The 22,887-nt window shown below is 59.5% G+C and carries 24 protein-coding genes; 8 read left to right on the top strand and 16 right to left on the bottom strand.

Annotated elements, in window-relative coordinates:
• The first annotated feature begins 254 nt into the window (after positions 1-254).
• Complete coding sequence (locus tag ACOCD2_RS01975; protein WP_293644077.1) at positions 255-737, top strand: YajQ family cyclic di-GMP-binding protein; 483 nt, start codon at positions 255-257, stop codon at positions 735-737.
• Entirely contained in the window at positions 737-1,168 is a 432-nt protein-coding gene (locus ACOCD2_RS01970; protein ID WP_293644079.1) for a glutamate-ammonia-ligase adenylyltransferase, read from the top strand. The genes ACOCD2_RS01975 and ACOCD2_RS01970 overlap by 1 nt, the downstream gene beginning before the upstream one ends.
• Positions 1,169-1,187: 19 nt before the next feature.
• Here the strand turns inward: ACOCD2_RS01970 and ACOCD2_RS01965 are convergent, their stop codons facing one another.
• The 9 genes from ACOCD2_RS01965 to def all read right to left on the bottom strand — a co-directional run bounded on the left by ACOCD2_RS01965 (position 1,188) and on the right by def (position 11,675).
• Complete coding sequence (locus tag ACOCD2_RS01965) at positions 1,188-1,745, bottom strand: Uma2 family endonuclease (RefSeq protein WP_293644081.1); 558 nt, start codon at positions 1,743-1,745, stop codon at positions 1,188-1,190.
• A 179-nt stretch (positions 1,746-1,924) separates the two neighbouring features.
• Positions 1,925-3,376, bottom strand: coding sequence for a TrkH family potassium uptake protein (locus ACOCD2_RS01960; RefSeq protein ID WP_293644083.1), 1,452 nt, complete (start codon positions 3,374-3,376; stop codon positions 1,925-1,927).
• Positions 3,377-3,396: 20 nt separating this feature from the next.
• Positions 3,397-4,770 (bottom strand): Trk system potassium transporter TrkA, encoded by a 1,374-nt coding sequence (trkA, locus tag ACOCD2_RS01955; protein ID WP_293644085.1) that lies wholly within the window; start codon positions 4,768-4,770, stop codon positions 3,397-3,399.
• Positions 4,767-6,134, bottom strand: a complete 1,368-nt coding sequence (locus ACOCD2_RS01950; protein ID WP_293644087.1) for a sigma-54-dependent transcriptional regulator — start codon at positions 6,132-6,134, stop codon at positions 4,767-4,769. Before ACOCD2_RS01950 ends, trkA begins: the two co-directional genes overlap by 4 nt.
• Positions 6,131-8,311 carry a sensor histidine kinase gene (locus ACOCD2_RS01945; protein ID WP_293644089.1) on the bottom strand — a complete coding sequence of 727 codons (2,181 nt, stop codon included), beginning with the start codon at positions 8,309-8,311 and terminating at the stop codon, positions 6,131-6,133. Before ACOCD2_RS01945 ends, ACOCD2_RS01950 begins: the two co-directional genes overlap by 4 nt.
• Positions 8,293-8,841 (bottom strand): DUF4390 domain-containing protein, encoded by a 549-nt coding sequence (locus ACOCD2_RS01940; protein WP_293644091.1) that lies wholly within the window; start codon positions 8,839-8,841, stop codon positions 8,293-8,295. Before ACOCD2_RS01940 ends, ACOCD2_RS01945 begins: the two co-directional genes overlap by 19 nt.
• A gap of 1 nt (position 8,842) precedes the next feature.
• On the bottom strand, positions 8,843-10,210 hold the full coding sequence (gene rsmB / locus ACOCD2_RS01935) for a 16S rRNA (cytosine(967)-C(5))-methyltransferase RsmB (protein ID WP_293644093.1): 1,368 nt from the start codon (positions 10,208-10,210) through the stop codon (positions 8,843-8,845).
• A complete protein-coding gene (fmt, locus tag ACOCD2_RS01930) occupies positions 10,203-11,138 on the bottom strand; it encodes a methionyl-tRNA formyltransferase (RefSeq protein WP_293644095.1) in 936 nt (311 codons plus the stop codon). The genes rsmB and fmt overlap by 8 nt, the downstream gene beginning before the upstream one ends.
• Positions 11,139-11,675: a peptide deformylase gene (gene def / locus ACOCD2_RS01925; protein ID WP_293644097.1), complete on the bottom strand. Its 537-nt coding sequence runs from the start codon at positions 11,673-11,675 to the stop codon at positions 11,139-11,141. It lies immediately after the preceding gene.
• Between the two features lie 433 nt (positions 11,676-12,108).
• Between def and ACOCD2_RS01920 the strand changes: the two genes are divergently transcribed.
• The 6 genes from ACOCD2_RS01920 (at position 12,109) to hemF (ending at position 18,709) form a co-directional block, all read left to right on the top strand.
• The gene (locus ACOCD2_RS01920) at positions 12,109-13,233 is read left to right on the top strand and encodes a LysM peptidoglycan-binding domain-containing protein (protein ID WP_293644099.1); all 1,125 of its coding nucleotides are present in this window, start codon (positions 12,109-12,111) and stop codon (positions 13,231-13,233) included.
• Positions 13,205-14,347 (top strand): DNA-processing protein DprA, encoded by a 1,143-nt coding sequence (gene dprA, locus ACOCD2_RS01915; RefSeq protein ID WP_293644101.1) that lies wholly within the window; start codon positions 13,205-13,207, stop codon positions 14,345-14,347. The genes ACOCD2_RS01920 and dprA overlap by 29 nt, the downstream gene beginning before the upstream one ends.
• A gap of 32 nt (positions 14,348-14,379) precedes the next feature.
• Positions 14,380-14,856, top strand: coding sequence for a DUF494 family protein (locus ACOCD2_RS01910; protein WP_293644103.1), 477 nt, complete (start codon positions 14,380-14,382; stop codon positions 14,854-14,856).
• A gap of 75 nt (positions 14,857-14,931) precedes the next feature.
• Positions 14,932-17,235, top strand: coding sequence for a type I DNA topoisomerase (topA, locus tag ACOCD2_RS01905; RefSeq protein ID WP_293644105.1), 2,304 nt, complete (start codon positions 14,932-14,934; stop codon positions 17,233-17,235).
• Between the two features lie 5 nt (positions 17,236-17,240).
• Entirely contained in the window at positions 17,241-17,798 is a 558-nt protein-coding gene (locus ACOCD2_RS01900) for an L-threonylcarbamoyladenylate synthase (protein WP_293644107.1), read from the top strand.
• A complete protein-coding gene (hemF, locus tag ACOCD2_RS01895; protein WP_293644109.1) occupies positions 17,795-18,709 on the top strand; it encodes an oxygen-dependent coproporphyrinogen oxidase in 915 nt (304 codons plus the stop codon). The genes ACOCD2_RS01900 and hemF overlap by 4 nt, the downstream gene beginning before the upstream one ends.
• A gap of 92 nt (positions 18,710-18,801) precedes the next feature.
• Here hemF and ACOCD2_RS01890 read toward each other — a convergent pair whose 3' ends face one another.
• The 7 genes from ACOCD2_RS01890 to dtd all read right to left on the bottom strand — a co-directional run bounded on the left by ACOCD2_RS01890 (position 18,802) and on the right by dtd (position 22,561).
• The gene (locus tag ACOCD2_RS01890; RefSeq protein ID WP_293644111.1) at positions 18,802-19,377 is read right to left on the bottom strand and encodes a DNA-3-methyladenine glycosylase; all 576 of its coding nucleotides are present in this window, start codon (positions 19,375-19,377) and stop codon (positions 18,802-18,804) included.
• Positions 19,374-19,688 (bottom strand): Rieske (2Fe-2S) protein, encoded by a 315-nt coding sequence (locus ACOCD2_RS01885; protein ID WP_305800883.1) that lies wholly within the window; start codon positions 19,686-19,688, stop codon positions 19,374-19,376. The genes ACOCD2_RS01890 and ACOCD2_RS01885 overlap by 4 nt, the downstream gene beginning before the upstream one ends.
• 20 nt (positions 19,689-19,708) lie before the next feature.
• A complete protein-coding gene (locus ACOCD2_RS01880) occupies positions 19,709-20,134 on the bottom strand; it encodes a PfkB family carbohydrate kinase (RefSeq protein WP_295367890.1) in 426 nt (141 codons plus the stop codon).
• Positions 20,106-20,834: a PfkB family carbohydrate kinase gene (locus ACOCD2_RS01875; protein ID WP_296773840.1), complete on the bottom strand. Its 729-nt coding sequence runs from the start codon at positions 20,832-20,834 to the stop codon at positions 20,106-20,108. The genes ACOCD2_RS01880 and ACOCD2_RS01875 overlap by 29 nt, the downstream gene beginning before the upstream one ends.
• Positions 20,835-20,862: 28 nt before the next feature.
• A complete protein-coding gene (locus ACOCD2_RS01870) occupies positions 20,863-21,396 on the bottom strand; it encodes a hypothetical protein (RefSeq protein ID WP_293649645.1) in 534 nt (177 codons plus the stop codon).
• On the bottom strand, positions 21,393-21,968 hold the full coding sequence (locus ACOCD2_RS01865; RefSeq protein WP_293649647.1) for a chalcone isomerase family protein: 576 nt from the start codon (positions 21,966-21,968) through the stop codon (positions 21,393-21,395). Before ACOCD2_RS01865 ends, ACOCD2_RS01870 begins: the two co-directional genes overlap by 4 nt.
• A 155-nt stretch (positions 21,969-22,123) precedes the next feature.
• Entirely contained in the window at positions 22,124-22,561 is a 438-nt protein-coding gene (gene dtd, locus ACOCD2_RS01860; RefSeq protein ID WP_293649649.1) for a D-aminoacyl-tRNA deacylase, read from the bottom strand.
• Positions 22,562-22,887: the final 326 nt, after the last annotated feature.

Raw genomic sequence — 22,887 nt, 5'->3', positions numbered from 1 at the left:
AGGCTGCCTCGCCTGCACTTTTTCCATTTCGTGCTGATTGCATTCTTCATACGACACCTCATGTATCGAAACCAATCATGAAAAAGAGAAATATCAGCTGTTTTTCATCTCACCTTCTAATAAAAATATAGGAAAAAACCAATGACGATGCACAATTTTTTTCAGGAAAAGAAAGGACGGCAATTCACCATCGGGTACTTCACGAAATATGCAATAATTATCAGTCTCTGCAAACACATGGAGTCTCACAGAAAATGCCCTCTTTCGACATCGTATCCGAAGTAGACCTGCAGGAAGTGCGCAACGCCGTGGATCAGGCCAACCGGGTAATCGAGACCCGATTCGACTTCAAGGGCGTGGATGCCAGCTTTGAACACAAGGAAAGCGAGGTAAATCTCAAGGCCGAACAGGAATTCCAGCTCCAGCAGATGCTGGATATCCTGCGGGAAAAACTGGCCAAACGGGGTGTGGACGTTAAAGCCCTGGACGTAAAAGATCCGCAAACCAGCCTCAATGCCGCCCGCCAGCAGATACTGATTCAGCAAGGTATCGAATCCGACGTGGCGAAGAAGATCGTCAAGGAGATCAAGGCGGCAAAACTCAAGGTTCAGACCCAGATCCAGGGCGACCAGGTGCGCGTCACCGGCAAGAAACGCGACGACCTGCAGAAAGTCATCGCCCTGCTCAGGGAAAAGGACTACGGCCTGCCGCTGCAGTTCAAGAACTTCCGCGACTGATGCCTGAACTCGACCGGGGAACCAGGATTTATGCCGCCGTGCTGGCAGCGATCGTGCTGGGGCTGGTGTTTCTCGCCCTGTATGAACCGCCCCAGGTTTCCGAACTGAACGACAGGTTGCAGGCCGACGGACAGGTGGGCAGTTTTCCCTATACCTTTCGGGTGCTGCGCGTCGACAATGGAATCGCCGTGATGAGCACCCCCCGCTCCAGCGCCGTGCCCGTGGCCCAGGTGCTGGACAAGATCTTTCCCAACCTGGGCAATGCCGATCCGGCCTCTCCCCTGTTCAGGGAGCTGCAGGACAAGCTGGCCAGCACCCAGAAACGCGCCAAGGCCATTGTCCTTAATAACCCTGATATCAAGCGGGTGCAATGGGAACTGGACCGGGACTGGCTGAGCGCGCATGGCATAACCCTGCCACTATCGCAGTAAATCTAAACTTTTTGGACGTTCAGGACCAAAGTGCGGAGAGGGGAAATTCGGTGGCGTCGAAAGGGACGACCGACACTGGCTTGTCCTCGTCCAGCACGGTGAGCAAGGTCCAACGTCCCTGGCGCAACTCATAGGCCTCCAAAGTGCGGATTTCGGGGTCGATCAGCCACAGCCACTGCACGCCGTGTTCGGCGTAGCTGGGCATCTTTTCCGCCCGGTCAAGGCGTTGGGTGGAAGGCGACAGAATCTCGCAAATCCAGTCAGGCACCAGTTCAAACCAGGCCGTTTCGGGCAATTCCGGCATCCGTTCCCGGCGCCAGCCAGCCAGATCAGGCACCAAGACATCAGGCCCCAGATGAAGCTCCGGCTCATCCAGAATCCACCAGCCGCCCGGCCCTCCGCGCCCTTTGAAATAGGGGCCGACCAGTTCGTCTCCCAAAGATGAAGAGGCCCAGGTGTGCTTTGGCGCCGGTCGGGGACTGGTATGGAGTCGCCCGCCAACGATTTCCGCCACCAGGTTGTCTGGCACCTGAAGCAGGTCTTCGTAACTGACTTCTTTTTCCGCTGGTTCTGCCATTGAATTCGCAATCCCTCCAGTGTCTGAACTTAATGCTTGAAAGAGTGCGTAAACCCAAACGAGCATAGCACAATATAAAGTGGGGCAGGCATCATAAGCCGCACACTCCGGCTCCCCTCTTCAGGAGGTTGGTTGTTTCTTCTTGTTCAGGACAGGCAATGCCTTGTTGTCAACTTGATTCAATGCCGCCAGAACACCGGCGTGAGCAGCACCAGCAGCGTGAATATCTCCAGCCGTCCCAGCAACATGGCGAAGCAGAGTATCCACTTGGCCGGATCATGCAGACTGGCATAGTTCGCGCCCACATTCCCAAGGCCGGGCCCCAGGTTGTTGATGCTCGCCGCCACGGCGGAAAAGGCGGTCATTAGGTCGATGCCGGTAGCCGCCAGCAGCAGATACATGACCGTGAAGCTGGCCACATACAGGGCGAAGAAACCCCACACGGCTTCCACCACCCGCGGCGGGATGGTCTTGTCGCCCACCCGCACCGGAATCTGCGCATTGGGATGCACCAGGCGCGTGATCTCACGCATGCCCTGCTTGATGAGCAGCAGGAAGCGGATCACCTTGATGCCACCCCCTGTCGAACCGGCGCAACCACCGACAAAACTGGAAAACAACAGCAGTATAGCCACAAAACCCGGCCAGTTATGCCATTCGGCCGTGGTGAAGCCGGCCGTAGTGCCGATGGACACCGCCTGAAAAAGGCCATGCACGAAGTTTTCGTGAAAGGTTTCGTGAGTGGCGTTGAAGTGCAGCCCCAGCGTGGTCGCCAGCACCACCAGCACCATGAGCAGCAGGTAGAAGCGGAATTCCGAATCCTGCCAGTACACCCGCAGGTTCTTCTGCCGCACCACCGAAAAATGCAGGGCAAAATTGATACCTGCCAGAAACATGAAAACCACGCCCACCAGATAGATGGCGGTACTGTCGAAATAGCCCATACTGGCATCGTGGGTGGAAAAACCGCCGATGGCGACGGTGGAAAAAGCATGGCCGATGGCATCGAACAGGGACATGCCTGCCAGCCAGTAGCCCAGGCCACAGGCCACGGTCAGCCCCAGATAGATATACCACAGCGCCTTGGCCGTTTCGGTGATGCGCGGTGTGAGCTTGGAGTCTTTCATGGGACCGGGTGTTTCCGCCCGGTACAGCTGCATGCCGCCGATACCCAGCATGGGCAGTACAGCAACGGCCAGCACAATGATACCCATGCCCCCCAGCCACTGGAGCTGCTGACGGTAGTAAAGGATGGAACGGGGCAGATCGTCCAGCCCCACGATCACCGTTGCGCCGGTGGTGGTCAGACCGGAAATGGATTCGAAGAATGCATCCGTCATGGACAGGCGGGGATGCTCGGCCAGCGCGAAAGGCAAAGCGCCGGTGGCAGAAAGCACCGTCCAGAACATGACCACCACCACGAAGCCGTCACGCAGGCGCAGTTCACGGTGCTGGCGGCGCACCGGCAGCCAGCTCAGGGCGCCAAGGGTCAGGGTGATGCCGAAAGCCGTCAGAAAGGCAGGATGGGCGCCGTCGTCATATCCAAGAGACACCAGTATGGGCGGCAGCATGGTAAGGCTGAAAATCATCAGCAGCAGGCCCAGAATGCGTTGTACCACTACCAGATGCATGGTGCATCACTCCCGGGCGATCAAAGAAAGGTGATACCCACCTGAAACATTTTTTCCACGTCGATGATGCGCCGCTTGTCCACCAGGAACAGGATGACATGGTCTTCGGATTTGATGATGGTGTCGTGGTGGGCGATGATCACCTCCTCTCCCCGCACGATGGCGCCGATACTGGTGCCCTTGGGCAGCTTGATGGCGCCGATGGCCCGATCCACCACTTTGGAAGAGTGACGGTCGCCATGTGCAACGGCCTCGATGGCTTCGGCTGCACCACGGCGCAGGGAATGCACCATGACCACATCCCCCTTGCGCACATGGGTGAGCAGGGTGCCAATAGTTGCCTGCTGGGGTGAGATGGCCACGTCGATGCTGCCCGCCTCGACCAGATCGACATAGGCCGTCCGGTTGATGAGGGCCATGACATTCTTTGCACCGAGACGCTTGGCCAGCATGGAGGACAGGATATTCGCCTCGTCATCATTGGTGACGGCGCAGAACACGTCGGTCTCTTCGATGTTTTCTTCCAGCAGCAGATCCTCGTCCGCCGCATCACCATGAAGCACAATGGTATGGCGCAGCTGCTCGGCCACGCTCGCCGCCCGTTCAGCATTCCGTTCGATAATCTTTACCCGGTAGTCTTTTTCCAGGCGCTCCGCCAGGCGCCGCCCGATATTGCCGCCGCCCGCGAAGATCAGCTTGCGATGAGGTTTTTCCGCCCGTCGCAGTTCCTTCATCACCGCGGGAATGTTTTCTGCCGCGGCAACGAAGAAGACCTCATCGTCTTCCTGGATGATGGTGTCGCCTTTGGGCTGGATCGCCTGGCCATCCCGGTAGATGGCCGCCACCCGCGCTTCACCGCCGTGCAAATGCTGGTTGAGCTCGCGCAGCTCCTGCCCGACCAGAGGGCCGCCTTCATAGGCACGCACCGCCACCAGCTGTACCAGGCCGCCGGCAAAATCCAGCACCTGCAGGGCGCCCGGATATTTCAGCAGGCGCTGGATGTATTCGGTCACCAGCTGTTCGGGACTGATCAGTACATCGATGGGCAGACCCCGCTGACTGAACAGGGATGGATACTTGTTGTACTGGGGCGCCCGCACCCGGGCGATCTTTCGCGGTGTATGGAACAGGGTCCAGGCAACCTGACAGGCCACCATGTTGGTTTCGTCGTTGTTGGTGACGGCGATAATCATTTCCGCATCGTCGGCGCCGGCCTGGGCCAGCACATCGGGATGTGCCGCATAGCCCCTGATGGTGCGCAGATCCAGTTTGTCCTGCAGGGACTGCAACAGGCCTGCATCCTGATCCACCACGGTGATGTCATTGGCCTCGCTGGCGAGGTTGATGGCCACACTGGTGCCCACCTGCCCGGCCCCCAGGATGATGATCTTCATCTGCGATCCTTTATTTCAATGCCGACGCCACGCAGCTTGCGGTACAGGTGGGTGCGTTCCATACCCACTTCCTGCGCCATCTTGCTGACATTGCCGTCGTGCTTGTCCAGCTGGTATTCGAGATACACCCGCTCGAAATCCTCCCGCGCCTTGCGCAGGGGCTGGTCGAAGGAAATACCGGGCAGGCTGGTCTGCACGTTTTCGCTTTTCATCCCACCCATGGCGGTTTCCACGTCGTCCAGGGTAATCTCGTCGCCGGCACCCAGTATCAGCACCCGCTGCACCAGGTTGCGCAGCTCCAGGATGTTGCCATGCCATTCGTGATTGCGCAGCAGATTCTGCGCGCTCACGCTGAAGTGCCGGTAAGGCAGTTTTTCGTTGGCAACGAAATAATCCACGTAATAGTTCACCAGTTCAGGCACATCTTCACGGTGCTGGCGCAGGGGCGGTATCTCCAGCGGCACCACGTTCAGGTGATAAAAAAGATCCTCCCGGAAATTCCCGGCATTCACCTCAACCTGCAGGTCCTTCTGTGTAGCGGCGATGACGCGGATGTCCACCTTCACCGGATCGGAACCGCCCACGCGCAGAAACTCACCTGTCTCGAAGGCGCCGGCAAGCTGGGCCTGGGACTCCAGATCCATATCTGCAATCTCATCGAGAAACAGAGTGCCGCCATTGGCCTGCTCCAGCCGGCCATAGTGAATCTTGCCGTCCTGCTCGCTGCCGAAGAACTCCAGCGCGAAGTTGCCCTTGGCGGTGGCGCCCACGCTCACATCGACGAAAGGCCGCTCCTTGCGGCTGCTCTGGGCGTGCAGGTAACGGGCGAAGGTCTCGCGGCCACTGCCGGCTTCGCCGGAGATCAGCACCCAGGTATCGTGCTGGGCCACGCGCTTGACCTGCTCACGCAGACGCTGCATGACCTGGCTGTGACCCACGGGCTCCATGACCGGCCGGAAATGACGCCGCAAGCCCACGTTCTCGAGCACCAGGCTTTCGGTTTCCAGGGCGCGCTCCACGGTGAGCAGCAGCTTCGCCAGGGACAGGGGCTTTTCAAGGAAATCATAGGCACCGAGCCGGGTGGCCTCCACGGCGGTTTCCACCGTGCCGTGACCTGACATGATGATCACCGGACAGGGCAGACCCTCGCCCTCCGACCATTCCTTGAGCAGGCTGATGCCATCGATATCCGGCATCCAGATATCCAGCAGGATCAGATCCGGACGCCGCTCACGCAATGCGACCCTGGCCGCCTCCCCGTTTTCCGCCAGGCTGACGCCATAGCCTTCGTCTTCCAGGATATCCTTGACCGAATCCCGGATATCCGGCTCGTCATCCACCACCAGGATGAAAGGTAAACTCATAACCCGCTTGCTCCTTCGTGTTTGGCGGGCAGACGCAGGATGAAACGTGCGCCCCCCTCAGGGCGGTTTTCCGCACGGATGCTGCCGCCATGTTCTTCTACAATCTTCTTCACAATCGCCAGCCCCAGACCCGTGCCTTTTTCCTTGCGGGTGATATAAGGTTCGAACAACTGCTCGGTATCCGCTTCCTGGAAACCTACGCCATTATCCTCCACCAGGATCTGCAGAAACAACATTTCCTGTTCCCTGGGCTGATAGACACCGGTGCTGATCCGTATCTCCGGATTTTCAGCTGTCTGTGTGGCTTCCTGAGCGTTCTTGACCAGATTATGCACTACCTGGCGAAATCTTACCGGATCGACTTCCATCATCACGCCGGGAGCACCTGCTTCAAAATTCACGCTGCCGCCGTACAGGCCCAGCACTTCCGACAGAAATTCATCGGCCAGGAGAGGCTGGGCATCCAGGCGCGACGGCTTGGCATAGTCGGAAAAGGCATTCACCATGGATTTCATGGCTTCCACCTGATTCACGATGGTGCGGGTAGCGGTGTCCAGCACACGGCGGTCGTCTTCCGGCAAATGGTCCAGATACTTGCGGCGCAGGCGCTCGGCAGACAGCTGTATGGGTGTGAGCGGGTTCTTGATTTCGTGGGCCAGGCGGCGCGCCACTTCGCCCCAGGCAGCATCGCGCTGGGCCTTGACCAGGGTGGTGACATCGTCGAATACCACCACACAGCCGATCTCGCTGCTCTTCACCACCTGCAGGCGGGTGTATCCGCAGATGAGGAACTGCCGTCCCTCCGCGCGGTTGAGCACGAGTTCCCTGCGCCAGTCCTGCTCTCCGGCATCGATAGCGTTACTGACCATCCCGACCAGGGCTTCCAGTTCAGGATAGTCCCGCGCTAGATTGGCGAACGGCTGTCCCTCGTAGCGTGTCACGTCCGCGCCAAGAATCTGCTCCGCCGCACGGTTGGCGGTACGCAGGTTGCCTTTGGCATCCAGGGCAACCACCCCGGTGGACAGGTGGTGCAGCACTGCCTCCAGATACTCCCGCTGAAATTCCAGCGCCCGCTTGCTCTGCTCAGCGACGTCCCGCGCCTGGGCGAGCCGCCGGGTCATGGCGTTGAAGGAAGCTACCAGGAAACCCAGTTCATCGTGATAGCGGGGTACCGGAATCTGGCCGTCCAGTTCACCGTCAGCGATGGCCCGCGTACCCTCGGCGATAGCCTGAATCGGCGCGACCATGCGCCGGGAGGTATAAAAGGCGGCCCAGGCAGCGGCAAAGACACTCACCAGCAGCACCAGCGACAGGGCCAGGATAAAACTGAACTTGATGGATTCGCGCAGGTAGGCCCGCTGCCGGTAGGCGGCATAGGCGCTCTGCACGTTCTCACTCAGCTCGCTGATGCGTTCGGAAGTGGGAAAAACGGCCTGAAACACCAGCCCCCGGGACAGGTCGGCCACCAGGGCGCGGATATACAGCTCTCCCGATTCACCGTAGGTCATGAACTGCACATAGTTCTTGCCGCTCACCACCTGTTGCAGGATCAGGGGGTCAGGCGTACTGGGAACCAGCACTTCCGGGTTTACGTGGCTGGAGGCCAGTATCTCCCCCTGGGGCGTGGCCAGGGCCACTTCCGTCGCTCCCGAACGGGTGCGAAGGTCGCTCAAAGTCAGGGTCAGGGCAGTCTGGGAGCTGTCGTCGATGTTCTCCAGCATCTGTTCCGTGTAGCGCAGCAGCAGGCGCTTGTTCATGTTCAGCGTGGCCTGGTTCAGCTCCAGGGCGTCGGCCATGGCGGAATCGATCTGCACATTGAACCAGCTGTCGATGCCCTGCATGAGAAACTGCAGGGAGTAGTAGTAAACGATGCCGACGGGAGCGATACCCAGCAGCACGAACATCACCACCATACGCGCCATGAAACGGGCGCCGGCCTCGTTGCGGCGGTAGTCGCGCAGCAGCCGCACCAGGTTCACCGCCACAACGATGGACAGGGTCACCAGTCCGATGACGATGAACACCAGCAAGGGGATGAACCAGCGGCTCAGTTCTTCGGATTTGAGTACCGCACCGCTGAGAAAATGCAGCGCAAACAACAGGAGCAGCAGGAGCAGCAGGAGCAGTGCAACGGCCCAGGCTCCGGAGCGCCAGCTTTTCAGGGCTGCAGCCGCCATTCATATACCTTGCTGCTCAGATGCCAGCTGGGCGACAGATAGGCCCGCGGGCGCAGGGGCAAAGGCAGGGAACCGATATCGTGGATGGTCTGTATCTTTACTAGATAGAAAACGCCCTTGCGGAGCGCCCTGGCAGGAATGATCTTTTTCGCCTTGAGTTCACCCAGAGCCAGCAGGGCGGCATCCTGGGTGGCGAAACGCCGGGTTGCCCCGGTCTCCACGTCACGCACTTCGTATTCTTCCGCCAGCGGGTGAAACCGCAATTGCCTGCGGATCAGTTTCCTGGCCAGTGCGCTGCGCCAGAAGGCGGCATCTTCAGGGTCGATGACCACCTCGGTTTCAAAAGTCAGAGGAACGCCATTCTGCAGCGCTTCTTCCATAGTGTCACTGAGCTTGTAGCTCTGCAGCAGATCCAGCACGATCCAGCCGTCTTCCTCGCCGATGGCCACAGCCCGGTAGGAAATGCTGGCAGCATGTGCGGTACCCAGAAACAGCACGCAGAACGCAAGCAGGCTGGCCCGCAGCGACATCTCAAACTTCCTGCTTTTCCAACAATGCGTAATAAAAACCATCTGTCTCCAGCGTATCCGGCAACAACTGCAGGCCATGCAGGGTGCGGATGCCCCTGCGGGATGCAAGCATAACAGCCCTTGCATCACCGTGTTTCAATAAAAAACCACTGATCTGTTCATCGTTTTCCTGCGGCAGCAGGGAACAGGTGGCATACAGCATTCTGCCACCTGGCCTGAGCAAAGACCACTGGGCTGCCAGGATGGCTTTCTGCCGCTGCACCAGCGCATCCACGTCAGCCGGCCTGCGCAGCAACTTGATGTCGGGGTGCCGCCGGATGACCCCCGTGGCCGTACAGGGCGCATCGACCAGGATACGATCATACCCCCCCTCGCTCCAGACGCCCTGAGGATCGGAAGCATCTCCCACGACCAGTTCAGGACTGAAGCCCAGGCGCTGCATGTTTTCTTCCACCCGCTGCAGCCGTTTTTCATCCACATCCATCGCGGTCAGATCCAGCGCCGGCGTGTGTTCCAGCAAGTGGCCGGTTTTTCCACCGGGCGCGGCGCAGGCATCCAGCACTTTCATACCTGGCCGGGCATCGAGCAGAAAGGCCCCCATCTGCGCACCGGCATCCTGAACGGAAACCGCACCTTCGGCAAATCCCGGCAGCCGTGATACCGCCACCGGTTTTTCCAGCATCAGTGCTGATGCCACTCCCGCTACCGGTCTGCTCAACAGGCCCTCGCCTGTGAGCAGCGATACGTATTCGGACAAACTGTAACGCTGCAGGTTCACTCGCAGGATAAAGGGCGGACGCTGCTGCAGGCCTTTAAGAACATCCTCTGCCTGATCACGCCAGGCCCGGAACAGGGCATCCACCAGCCAGGTGGGCTGGTTGTAACGCACTTCGGAAGAATTCTCAGCGGTGACCTGTTCGAGTATCTGCTCCCGTTCACGCTGAAAGCGGCGCAGCACGCCATTGACCAGGGCCACGGCCCATTTCTTCTTCAGCACTTTCGCCGCACCGGCACTTTCCCCGATGGCGGCATGCGCCGGGATGCGGGTGGAAAGCAACTGATACAGGCCGGACAACACCAGGGCGCGGATATCCTGATCCTTCTGTTTCGGGGAATGTCTGAACAGGCGGGAAACTACGGCCTGGAGCAAAAAGTAATCCCGGCAGACGCCATAGGCCAGCTCTGCCAGCAGCCCCCGGTCACGCTCTTCCACCTGTTGCTGGTATTCGCTTAGTGCTTCCGTGAGTAACTGACCGTTGAAAACGCTGGCCAGCACCAGCGCAGCGCGGCTTCTGAGAAACGCACCGCTGTTGCCTGACCCTGTCTTGCCGGACTTGCGCCGATACGGATCGGTCGGGGGCTTAGCCAAGCAGCATCCCCTGTATATGCTGGGAGTTGATGAAATCCTGAGCGTCCATGGCCCGCTTGCCAGGCATCTGCAACCGGGTGATGCGCAGCAGACCTTTTCCCGTGGACACGTCCACACCCTCCCGGGTGGCGGACATGACGGTGCCGGGCTCGGCGGTCATGCCGTCGATGGCATGGGCATTCCAGATACGCAGATTGGCATTCTCATAAGGTGTGAAAGCCACAGGCCAGGGATTGAAGGCACGCACCTGGCGCTCGATTTCCTCCGCGGGCCGGTTCCAGTCGATCTGCGCCTCCTTCTTCTCCAGCTTGGCTGCGTAAGTCGCTTCTGCTTCTTCCTGCACCACTGGCTGCAGAGAACCGTCGGCAATGCCTGGCAGCGCCTCTATCAGTGCTTGCGCACCAAGCTGGGACAGCCGGTCATGCAGGCTGCCGCCGGTTTCATCTGCAGCCAGGGGGATGATCCTGGTGAGGTAGACGGGTCCGGTATCCAGTCCCTTGTCCATACGCATGATGCTGACACCACTCTCTGGGTCACCCGCCTGTATGGCGCGCTGAATGGGCGCCGCTCCGCGCCAGCGCGGCAGGATCGAGGCGTGAATATTCACACAGCCCAGACGCGGTACACGCAGTACGCTTTCCGGCAAGAGCAGACCGTAGGCAACGACCACCATCAGATCCGGCTGCAGCTCGCGCAGAATCTGCACTTCGGCTTCGTCCTTCAGACTGGTGGGCTGATGCACGGGGATGCCGGCATCCAGCGCCTGGGATTTGACCGGCCCCGGCAGCAGTTTGCGGCCCCGCCCCGAGGGCCGGTCGGGCTGGGTATATACTGCCACGACATCATGACCGGATTTGAGCAGCGCCTGTAGCGGAGGCACGGAAAAACCCGGTGTCCCCGCAAATACGATGCGTAAGGATTTACTCATCTAGATGACTTTCTTGGCGGATTTCTTTGGCGTAGCGCTTTCCAGCCGCGCTTCCTTTTCCAGCTTCTTGCGGATGCGCTCACGCTTGAGCCTGGAGAGATAATCCACGAACAGCTTGCCATACAAATGGTCGATCTCATGCTGCACACATACCGCCAGCAGGCCGTCCAGATCACGGACAAACTCGTTGCCTTCCCGGTCCAGCGCCTTCAGCCTGACCTTTTCGGCACGCTTGACCTTGTCGAAATAGCCTGGCACGGACAAACAGCCTTCCTCCATTTCCTCTTCCCCGGTCGCCTCAAGAATCTCGGGATTGATCAGCACCAGAGGATCGTCCCGCTCCTCGGAAATATCGATGACAACCACCTGGCGGGACACGCCGACCTGGGTGGCGGCCAGACCGATGCCCGGTGCTTCATACATGGTCTCCAGCATGTCGTCTGCCAGCTTCTGCACCGATTTATCCACATTATCGACCGGTTTTGCGCTATTTCTGAGACGCGCATCAGGAAATTTAAGAATATCCAGTATCGCCATGATTACAAATAAGTTCTATAGTAGGTGGAAGATTTGTTGCCAATCATTCTATATTTGAAGATCATCCAGGACAATCCGGGGATCAGTGTTCAGGATTGGTATACAACACGCGCGCCTGGGTTCGGGAGAAAATCAGGATCGCGACGATACACGCAGGCCGCTGTGGCTTATGTGTCTCGATCCGAATGTGCATGCCATGGATTATTATGGCATAAACATGAAGCAAGTATTTGACGATAGCATTGATTATCGTGAAGAATGGCGAAAATGCCGCATTAGCATCAAGGGGGCTCCAGAGAATCAGGGCGGAACAGGTGATCGAGGTTTTGGCATACCCGCGTGCACAACTGCACCGGGGTGCAACGAACCTGGCAAACCTGCCCGTGACTGCCTCGACAGCTCCTCAGGCAACAAACCAAACAAGGGAAGCCCAATGAAAAGAATCAGCCGTCTTTTTCTCACCGCATTACTGATTGCCGGTATCAGCGGTATCGTTCTGGCAGCAGATGATCTCATCAATCCAAAACACCCTGATCGATATGTGGTCAAGAAAGGCGATACCCTCTGGGACATATCCGCGAGATTCCTGCGCAAGCCCTGGCTGTGGCCGGAAATCTGGCAGGTCAATCCCCAGATAAAGAACCCCCATCTGATCTACCCCGGCGATGAGCTGGAGCTGGTCTATATCGACGGCAAACCCCGTCTGCGTGTCGCCAGCTATGGCCCCCTCAAGCTGTCACCCGGCATCCGCTCCAACCCACTGGGCAGAGCCATCCCTGCTGTACCCATCGACGCCATTGCACCTTTCCTGACCCGCCCGCTGGTGGTCGACAAGAACGAGCTGGAGCACGAGCCCTACCTGGTCGCCTTTGCCGATGAGCACCTGGCGGGTGGCGCGGGCCAGCGCATCTATGTGCGAGACATTCCCACCTGGGACAATAAAAAATTCGATATCCTGCGCGCCGGCCCCGCCTACAAGGACGGTGACACCGGCGAAGTACTGGGCTACGAGGCCCTGCTCACCGGCATCGGCACCCTGCAACGCACTGGCGATCCTGCCACCGTGCTCCTCGACGCCACCAAGACCGAAGTACTGGTCGGCGATCGCGTAATTCCCACCGAACCGGAAGTCATGGCTACGGATTTCTACCCCCACGAGCCCGAGCAGGAAGTGAAAGGCAATATTATCGCCATGCTCAACGGCTTCACCCAGATCGGCCAGTACGATCTGGTGGTGCTGGACCGCGGCCTCAACGACGGTATCGATACAGGCACCGTACTGCAGGTGAACAACCGCGGCGAGACCATCCCCGATCACGTGGCGCGCAATGCACGCAATCTGATCCCCGATGTCGCCGAGTACATTGACGACCGGCTGCTCATCCACGAAGTAGAAGGGGATGGCTGGGAGAAAAAATCCCGCTGGGAAACGGTCACCCTGCCCGATGAGGCAGCAGGCCTGCTGATGGTATTCCGCAGTTATGACCGCGTGAGCTTCGGCATCATCATGCATGCCAAACGCGCCATGCATGTCCACGACCGCATCGTCAATCCCTGACCTTTCCGAACAGGAACTGCGTGCCTGGCTGGCGTTGATACGCCTGCCGGGCATTGGTCCTGCAACGCTCAACCCCCTGCTGCGCGGTGGCGTGACGCCACGGGAAATGCTGCAGCAACCCCCTCCACAGCTCAGCGAGCGCCTGCGCAGCCTGTTGCGAAATCCCGACTGGGAACAGGTGGATACGGACCAGCAATGGCTGGAATCTCCGGACTGCCATTTCATACCGCTGACCTCCCCCCGCTACCCGGAAGCCCTGGCAGACCTGGCGGACGCGCCTTTGGGGCTGTTCGTTCTCGGTCGGCTTTCCAGCCTGAATACACCGCAGATCGCCATGGTGGGCAGCCGCAATCCCAGCCGGGGTGGTGAACAGACCGCCCGGGAATTCGCCCGCCACTTTGCCCGCAGCGGCATTGCCGTTACCAGCGGCCTGGCCCTGGGTATCGACGCCGCCAGTCACCGCGGAGCCCTGTCTGGCGGCGGCCCCACCCTCGCTGTCATGGCGACCGGGCTGGACCGGGTTTACCCCGCCAGCAACAGAGAACTGGCCCACGAGATTGCGGACAACGGCGCTCTGATCTCCGAGTTCCCCCCGGGCACCAGCCCCAGACGCGGGCATTTTCCCCGGCGCAACCGCATCATCAGCGGCCTTTCCCTGGGCGTGCTGGTCGTGGAGGCCGCACTGAAGAGCGGCTCCCTGATCACAGCCAGACTGGCCGGCGAACACAACCGCGAAGTGTTCGCCATCCCCGGCTCCATCCACAACCCGCTGGCCAGGGGCTGTCACCGCCTGATTCGCGAAGGCGCCAAACTGGTGGAAACCGCTTCCGACGTGCTGGAGGAACTGGCGCCGAAACTGCAGCAGTTTCTGGCTGAACCCACATCCCCTGTCGACACAAATACCGGCGTATCCACTCCCCCGGAGGATAGTGAGCACCGGCAACTCCTTGATGCCATGGGATATGATCCCGTGCCCACGGATACCCTGGTGGAAAGAACGGGTCTGGCCCCCGAAGCGGTCTCCTCCATGTTACTATTGCTGGAAATGGAAGGCCGTGTATCATCTGAATCGGGCGGCTTGTTTGTCCGTATCAAATCAGATGCAACAGGCTGATATCCTCCATCCGCCAACCTGGAAACGAATCCGTGAACGAAAATCTTATCGATGTCCTCATTTTCATCTACGAAAACTACATGGACACTGAAAGCCAGCCCCAGGACCAGATCCTTCTGGAAGAGGAACTGTCCAAGGCCGGCTTCGAAATAGAGGAAATACGCAAGGCCTTCGACTGGCTGGACGAGCTGGCCTGGCGGCAGGGCGCCATCACGGAAGCCGCTTCCAGCACTCGCCAGTCCTCACGCATCTTTACCGCCTCGGAACAGCAGCGCATCGACCTGGAAACCCGGGGCATGTTGCTCTACCTGGAACAATCGGGCCTATTGGACCCCGTCAGCCGGGAACTGGTCATCGAACGCGCCATGGCGCTGGACACGCCAGACCTGGAAGCCGACGATGTAAAATGGATCGTGTTGCTGGTGCTGCTCAACCAGCCGGGACAGGAAAGTGCCTTTGCACTGATGGAAGAGCTGATCTACAACGGCAACCCGGACGTCCTGCACTGATTCTTGACAACACCCCGCCTCAGGCACTTAAAATTGCCCACGCCCGCAACAGCGGGCGTTTGACTATGGAATATTATGAATCTGGTAATCGTTGAATCACCGGCCAAGGCCAAGACCATCAAGAAATATCTTGGCAAGGACTTCGAGGTACTCGCCTCCTACGGACACGTACGCGACCTGGTACCCAAAGAAGGCGCTGTGGATACCGAGCACGATTTCCAGATGAAGTACCAGCCCATCGAGCGCAACGACAAGCACGTCAAGGCCATCTCCAGCAAACTCAAGAACACCGACGCCCTGTACCTGGCGACTGACCCGGACCGCGAAGGTGAAGCCATCTCCTGGCATCTGTATGAGCTGCTGAAGAACCGCAAATACCTCAAGGGCAAGCCCGTGCACCGGGTGGTGTTCAACGAGATCACAAAGAAGGCCGTGCAGGACGCCATCGCCCATCCCCGGGAACTGTCCATGGATCTGGTCAATGCCCAGCAGGCGCGGCGCGCCCTGGACTACCTGGTAGGTTTCAACCTGTCTCCCCTGCTGTGGAAGAAGATCCGCCGCGGCCTGTCCGCCGGACGGGTGCAAAGCCCCGCCCTGCGCATGATCGTCGAGCGCGAGGAAGAGATCGAAGCCTTCAAGAGCCGCGAGTACTGGACCGTGGAAGCCGACCTCAAGAAGGAAGGCGCCGAATTCAAGGCCAAGCTGGCCCAGTACGGTGGCGACAAGGTGGAGCAGTTCACCATCACCGAGGAAAAACAGGCCCGGGAAGTCGAAAAGACCCTCCTGGAAAAGGCCGGCGGCAAGCTGGATGTGGTCAAGGTCACCAAGAAGCAGCGCCGGCGCAACCCGGCAGCGCCCTTCACCACCTCCACCCTGCAACAGGAAGCGGCGCGCAAGCTGGGCTTCACCACCAACCGCACCATGCGCGTGGCCCAGCAACTGTATGAAGGCGTGGACATCGGCAATGGCGCCGTGGGTCTGATCACCTACATGCGTACCGACTCCGTAACCCTGGCCAACGAGGCCGTTGACGAGATCCGCGGCTATATCGCCGACAAGTACGGCAAGGAGCAGGTGCCGGACAAGCCCCGGGTGTTCAAGACCAAGTCCAAGAACGCCCAGGAAGCCCACGAGGCCATCCGCCCGACTTCCATCCTTTATCACCCGAAGGATCTCACCAAGTACCTGAGCAAGGAACAGGCCAGGCTCTACGACCTGATCTGGAAGCGCACCCTGGCCAGCCAGATGGTGCATGCCACCCTGCACACCGTGGCGGCGGACCTGGCCGCCGGCGAAGGCAACCTGTTCCGCGCCAACGGCTCCACCATCGTCAACCCCGGCTTCATGGCCGTGTACCAGGAAGGCCAGGACGACAAGAAGGCCAAGGACAGCGACGAGAAGATGCTGCCCCTCCTCAAGGAAGGCGAGCAGGTGGACCTGCTGGCCATCCGTCCCGAACAGCACTTTACCGAGCCGCCGCCACGCTACAGCGAGGCCAGCCTGGTAAAAGCCCTGGAAGAGCATGGCATCGGCCGGCCCTCCACCTATGCCAGCATCATCTCCACTCTCCAGGACCGCGAATACGTGGAGCTGGAGAAGAAGCGCTTCTATCCCACGGACGTGGGCCGGGTGGTGAACAAGTTTCTCACCAACTACTTCACCCAGTACGTGGACTACGACTTCACCGCCAAGCTCGAAGACGAGCTGGATGCCGTGGCCCGCGGTGAGGAGGAATGGGTTCCCCTGCTGGAAAAATTCTGGAAGCCCTTCAAGGAACGCATCGACCACACCCTGGAAAACGTGCAGCGCTCAGACGTCACCCAGGAAAAGATGGACGAGAAATGTCCCAAGTGCGACAGCCCATTATCCATACGCCTGGGCCGCCACGGGCGCTTCATCGGCTGCACCAACTACCCCGAGTGCGACTACACGCGGGATCTGAACGCCGACAAGGCCGAGGCGGAACAGCCCCAGGAAGTGGGCCGGGACTGCCCGGAATGCGGCTCCCCTCTGATCTTCAAACGCGGCCGCTACGGCAAGTTCATCGGCTGCTCCGGCTATCCCAAATGCCGCTATATCGAGCCCCTGGAAAAACCGAAAGATACCGGCGTGCCCTGTCCCAAGTGCAACAAGGGCACCCTCATGCAGCGCAAGTCGCGCCGGGGCAAGATCTTCTATTCCTGCTCCACCTATCCCAAGTGCGACTATGCCATCTGGAACGAGCCGGTGAACGAGCCCTGCCCCCAGTGTGGCTGGCCGGTGCTCACCATCAAGACCACCAAGCGCCGCGGCACGGAAAAAGTCTGTCCCCAACCCGACTGTTCCTTCGCCGAGCCCTATGAAGAGCCGGCATCAGCCGACAAGGGCGAAGAAAGCTGACAGCAGTGGCGGGCAGCGCATTCCGTCTGCGCCAGGCAGCGCATTGCCTGCGCCAGGGGGGCATCGTCGCCTATCCCACCGAGGCCATCTACGGCTTGGGCTGTGACCCGCTGAACCGAAAAGCGGTAGACCGTCTGCTGACCCTCAAGCAGCGCCCGCTGTCCAAGGGGCTGATCCTCATCGCCGAGCGCTTCGAACAGCTGATCCCCTATATGGGTGACCTGCCGCGGGAAAAGCTGGATACCGCAATGGAAAGCTGGCCCGGCCCCCACACCTGGCTGCTGCCTACGTCAAAAAACACACCCGGCTGGCTCACCGGTGGCCGAAACAGCATCGCCCTGAGAGTCACCGCCCACCCTGTGGCGGCTGGGCTGTGCAGGACCTTCGGTGGCGCCATCGTTTCCACCAGCGCCAACCTGAGCGGCAAACAGCCGGCAAAGACCCCACTCCAGGTGCGCTTGCGCTGCCCGGGAACGGACGATATTCTCCACGGAAGCACCGGTCCCGAGCAGCAACCCACACGCATCAGAAACGCCCTTACCGGCAAGGTGATACGCCCATGAGCAAAGACAGCCCCCGGATCCAGACCGTCAAAGACTATCTGCTGCGGCTACAGGAACACATCTGTGATCAACTGGGCACGGCTGATGGTGGCGAAGGCTTCATCCAGGACAGCTGGGAACGGGATGGCGGCGGTGGCGGGCGTTCCCGTGTACTGGAGGAAGGCCGGGTTTTCGAGAAGGCGGGCGTGAACTTCTCCCATGTCCATGGCGGCCGGCTGCCCGGCTCTGCCACGGCCGCCCGTCCGGAACTGGCCGGCCGCAGCTTCGAGGCCCTGGGCGTCTCCCTCGTCATCCATCCCCGCAATCCCTACGTGCCCACCTCCCATGCCAACGTGCGCTTCTTCATCGCGGAAAAACCCGGCGAGGATCCGGTGTGGTGGTTCGGCGGCGGCTATGATCTCACCCCTTATTACTGCTTCGAGGAAGACGCTGTTCACTGGCACCGCACGGCAAAGGCCGCCTGCGAACCCTTTGGCCCGGATATCTATCCCCGCTACAAGCAATGGTGTGATGAATACTTCTTCCTGAAACACCGCAACGAACCCCGGGGTATCGGCGGCCTGTTCTTCGACGACCTGAATCAGTGGGGGTTCGAACGAAGCTTCGCATTCATGCAGTCTGTGGGTGACAGCTACCTGGATGCCTACCTGCCCATCGTGGAAAAACGCAAGGATACGCCTTTTGGTGAAAGAGAAAGGAACTTCCAGCTCTACCGCCGCGGCCGCTACGTGGAATTCAATCTGGTCTACGACCGGGGCACCCTGTTCGGCCTGCAGTCCGGCGGGCACACTGAATCCATTCTCATGTCCCTGCCCCCGCTGGTCAGCTGGCGCTATGACTGGCAGCCGGAGCCGGGCACACCAGAGGGGGTGCTGTATGAGGTATTTTTAAAGCCCAGGGACTGGATCTGAAGAGCTCATGGGGAAGTTCGACCCCCTGTAGTTCTTGTGGGTCGGATTTCAATCCGACCCTTCGTCCGTTGGGCTGAAGCCCAACCTACGGTTCAGGGGGTAGGTTGCAAGACAAAACGCCAGGGTCTTTCCCGGTCTTTCAGGCTGGCGTAGCCGATACCTACCCGTGGTCCGGCGAGAACAGCTTTTTCATCCACCTTCGGCCCATCTTCCAGCCACAGCTGATCTCCATCCACTGCCATTTCATTGAGTGACCTGTCGATGGCCAGAGCCTGGCACAGCTTGCCGGGGCCGTTGCAGAGATGTTTGTCAGTCACGCCGCCACGTAGTTCCCGCATGAGCTCCAGCCCCCGAAGGGGCCGCAGGGCGCGTATGAGGACGGCCTGCGGATGCCCTTCATCCCCGGTAACGATGTTGAGCATGTGATACATGCCATAAATGAGATAGACGTAGTAATGCCCGGCCAGGCCATACATGACCCGGGTGCGGGCGGTGCAGCCCTTCGAGGCGTGACAGGCGGTGTCTTCCTCACCCAGGTAGGCTTCGGTCTCGATGATCAGCCCCGCCAGGGTATCGCCGCGGTAGCTGCGCAGCAGGCGCTTCCCCAGCAGATCCCGGGCAACGGTGACGGCATCCCGGCGAAAAAAATTCGGCCCCAGGCGGCTCATGCGTCCACGACCACCTGGCCCTCGATAACCCAGGCGGAGACGGATTCCAGGCTGTCCCCGGCACAGGGGCCACGCACGCAGTAGCCGTCCTCGAGACGGAACAGCGCACCATGAGTGGCGCATTGCAGGAAGGCACCACCCAGGTCGAAGAACCGGTCCGGCTGCCATTCCAGGTTGATCCCCGTATGGGGGCAGCGGTTGCGGTAGACGAAAACCAAGTCTCCTTCACGCACGACGATGAGAGAAAACTCACCACCATCATCGAGAACCAGGCGGTAACCCCTGGCATCTTTATCTTTCAGATCCGACAACTTGCAGATCGCCCGCGCGCTCATATCACCAGCCCCGGCCGGGTGCATTTGGCCGCGGCCAGGCGCACCGCATGATGCAGGCTTTGTTCGGGGGAAGACTTTCGCAGCAGGGCATCGATGATGCCGGCATTGAACACGTCACCCGCCCCCAGGCTGTCTGCCACGGCAACCTCTGGTGCCGGCGCATGCATGATTTCGCCACCGGGTATCCTGCACCAGGCACCGGCGGCGCCCCAGGCGAGAAATACAGGCTGACGCCAGTTTCGGGAAGCCAGAAATTTCCCGGCATCCTGCGCTGCCAGCCATGGAGAGCGAAGCGAAGGCTGGTAGACCCCAGTAGCCGCGAGGCCGCACTGTTTTCCCGGCGTGCCTTGCGCCAGAGGGAAAACAAAGTAGGCCTCCGAACGCGGCGTCCAGTCATATGGGAGCCAAGTACGGAGCAGCAACGAGCTTGCGAAGTTGTTGCGTAGTGCTTGGTGACCAGGACGGCTGGGGCACAAATAGGTTGTCAAAGGCCGAGTCGATTTTGGGGACTGGGATGTCCCAAAATCTATCACGAGGCCGAAGACACGCTTGAAAGCCTTTCTGGCGCACGTAGGCACGGGAGAACAGCAGCACATCGGGCAGATCGAACAGGTTCTCTATGCCCTCCCGGGGCTTTTCCGCTTCGAGGGAACAGGGAACACCTGCCTGACGCGCTTTCTCCAGCATGCTGCCGAGTTCCCCGATGTTGCGTCCCTCGAAATGCAGCCAGTCATAGCGGCTGAGGTCCAGCGCATCGAAAACATCGAAATCATATTCGGGAAGATCCCGGTAATGCACGATGGTGCGGCTGCCGGTCTCCGCGCTGAGCGAAATATAGGAGGTGGGGAGTTTTCCGGATACGGGACGCTGCACTGCAGTGATATCCACCCGGTACCTGTCGAGATCATCCAGGACCACCTGTGAATCCGGCTCCCGGGGCAACACCCCGGCCCAGCTGCAGTGATGCCCCAGCTGACTGAGGATCACCAGGGTGTTTGTGGCATTGCCGCCACGCACCCGGCTTTGTGCCAGCGCACGCACTTCTTCGTCTTCTCGGGGGTAAGACGCCAGGGTATTGACGATATCCAGGGTGGCGATACCCACCGCCAGTATGCTCGACATGAAAGGAACTGCCTGCGCAGGGTTGGGCTCAGCCGCTGGCGCTGTTCAGGAGCAGGGAAATGAGTTCGCCCTTGTCGTTGAACAGCGCAAAGATTTCCAGTGCCAGCAACATGGCCATGCCGCCGAGCAACGCTCCGGTGAACATGCCTTTGACGAACGGACCCCGCGTTACCGCATCGATCCCCAGTACACCTTGCCGGCGATGCATGCGTTCGTCGCGCAAATCCGTAACCTTGGAGTTCTCCACCCCTTCCTGCATGGAGTAGAGCGTATTTTCCAGCTGCTTTCGTGCGTTTTCCGTTTCCTGGCGCAGGTATTCCGATTCCTCTGCTTCCACCTGTGCCTTGTCCAGTTCGCGACGCAGACGGTCCACTTCGGTATTGGCATCTTCGAGCTGATCCTCCAGATCCTGCTGCGCCGATTCCATGGCTTTCAGGCCTTTCTCCCGCTCTTTGATGGACTCGAGATATTCGTCGAGCTCCTGGCGGGCAGACTCCTGGGAAACTGCGTCCAGGTCAACCTCGTTCAGTTCACTGCGCTGTTCAGTATGGCTGCTCTTCACTTGATCTTCCGCCTCAGCGGCCTCCCAGCAATGCCTTTTTTCAGTTTTCCCGTGACCGGCTCCTTTCCCAGCCAGACGCTCAACAGGGCACGCGCGAAATCCGCTCCCGGGACAACCCCCTTCTGTTCACCCCTGATAGTGACGGAAACACCCTTTCCGGGCAGATAGGTGAGCACCGCTTCATCTCCCTTGTGCAGCGTGGGGAACATGGCCTTGAACTGCTCCAGCCTTTCCCTGAGAGCGGTCAGGCCGGCTGACGGAACATTCTCCTCGAAACCTTCCTCCCAGCCATCATCCAGCTTTTTCTTGTCCACCTCGGAATACAGGAAATTCATGGTCACACGCCAGGGCTGATCCGTCTGCAGAATCCTGGCGGCATCTGACATTCTGGCAGGCAGATAAAGCGCTGCCACATAGATATCGAAGAAGAATTTCTCCCGTATGCCGGCGCCGTTGAGCACCAGGTTCCTGCCTTCTACCGGCACCTGCTCCGGCAGATCGACGCCTTCCAGCGTCTTTGCCGCCACCAGGGCGGGCAGCAATCCAATCAACAACATACTCAGCCAGCGCATAAATTTTCCGGTTTTTGTTACCAATAGCGGTATTTATGCACCACTTTCGTCGCAAATTCAACCAAATAAGTGCATTTTGGGATCAGGACGGCACTGCTGGAGCAGCACCCTGTCTTTACTGCAGGACTACATCTGTAAAAAGCAGGCACCACGCTTCAGGTTTCCAGCCAGAAAGTCACCGGACCGTCATTGACCAGGGACACCTGCATGTCGACACCAAAACGCCCGCTCGCCACGGGCGAATGAGATTGCTCCGCCTGCTGCAGAAAATGCTGAAACAGCCGTTTTCCTTCTTCCGGCGCAGCAGCGGTGGAAAATCCCGGGCGCGTGCCTTTGCGGGTATCTGCAGGCAGCGTGAACTGGGGAACCAGCAGCAGCCCGCCCCGGATATCTCGCAGGCTGCGGTTCATTTTACCGGCATCATCAGGAAATACGCGATAGCCGAGCATGCGTTCCAGCAACCTGTCCGCACGCTGCTCACTATCATCACGCTGCACGCCGATGAGCACCAGTAGCCCCCTGCCGATTTCCCCAATGATCTCACCATCGACTTCCACGGAAGCCCGGGTGACGCGCTGCAGCAGACCGATCATGACAACAGGTCGGCAAAGCGGTCCGTGGCCTCCACCAGCGCGGCCCGGGTAGCGGGTTCTGCTGCAGAATGACCGGCATCGGCGATGATGTCGGGTACCATGTGATTATATTCCAAAAAGGAGCTATCCTTTGTTCCGAACCCGCCAGATATTGAACGACTGGCTCACGCAAAACCTGGAGGAAGCATAACGCCATGGTTATCCATCCACAAGCCCGTACAACACCAAAGCTGCGTGCTGAGATCAAGGCTCAACGTGATCGTAAACAGGTGGATCTTGCCAAGCAATACAATGTTACACCACAGACTATCCGGAAATGGCAAAAC

The organism is Thiolapillus sp., assembly GCF_048562965.1.
Taxonomy (GTDB): domain Bacteria; phylum Pseudomonadota; class Gammaproteobacteria; order Chromatiales; family Chromatiaceae; genus Thiolapillus; species Thiolapillus brandeum_A.
Note: the sequence above shows the minus strand (reverse complement) of the source record. Positions and strands in the feature narration are given on the sequence as shown.